Origin of the sequence: Dietzia natronolimnaea (genome assembly GCF_002289575.1) — a bacterium.
In the GTDB taxonomy this organism is placed as follows: Bacteria; Actinomycetota; Actinomycetes; order Mycobacteriales; family Mycobacteriaceae; genus Dietzia; species Dietzia natronolimnaea_A.
Map to the genome: position 1 here is coordinate 1 of NZ_NTGA01000102.1, position 906 is coordinate 906.

The window sequence follows — 906 nt, forward strand, 5'->3', positions numbered from 1 at the left end:
GTAACCGCACCTACCACTACTCCCGAGAGTTTTACGCCGATAACTTACGTTATGACAAGTAGACGATGCCGAGTTGTGAATCTCGCGAACTCGACCGCTCCCCGAACTGCTCGCACGTTCGTCCGGTCTCGCACTGGCAACTCGGCACCTCAGAACTCGGCACTTCATCAGCAGGCGCGGTGGGCGCGACTGGTGGAGCTGCTCGGTCTGAGGCTGTGCGCGATTCCGTTGCCCCCTGTGTGGGCGTGGTCGGAGACATTCCGAAAGCCGACCTTCTTGCCCCACACGGGCATATCGCCGTCTGGCGGGTTCGCCTGCGACAGATAGGCAACGGCGTGCCACAGGATCTCGTTTTCTTGCCCCTAAGAGTGGAGTCCACTGTGGCCGTCACGCGGCAACTATTCTCGACTGCGGCTGCTCGCGGCATCGTCCGGCCTCGAAGCCAGCGACTTACCATGACCAAGGTCATTGCGGCGTTCCTTGCGGTGCCAATGTCTCGGTGACGCGAACACTCAGTTCCGGCTTGTCGTCGCCTTCGGTGTGAGTGAACGTCCCAAGATGGGACCACATCGAGTCCACGAGCGGCTGGAGGAACAAACGGCCCAGCTGAGTGACGATGACGTCGACCACCTGAACAGCATCGGCGCGGACCCTAGACGCCGCACCAGACTGCCGCATAGCTATCACTTCCCGGTGTGTCAGCTCGGTGAGCCGTTCGAGTAACTCACCTCGCTGACCGCCGGGATCTAGCAACGCGCGGCGCAGGTAGTTCACCACCTCGGGACGCCTGACCAGCATGTCGGCAACCGCCTCGTTGCGGATCCGGGCGATGTCGGCGCCTGGGACGTCCACGGGCGCCGAGGCAAGTGCGGTAGCGAAATGCTCTACGACCAGTCGCTCGACCGC

Annotated in this window: 1 protein-coding gene; it reads right to left on the minus strand. The window is 62.4% G+C overall.

Annotated features, from left to right (window positions below; all coding sequences use genetic code 11):
- Positions 1 to 465 precede the first annotated feature (465 nt).
- On the minus strand, positions 466 to 906 hold a 441-nt coding region (locus CEY15_RS17835), incomplete at its 5' end, for a TetR family transcriptional regulator (RefSeq protein WP_095719508.1).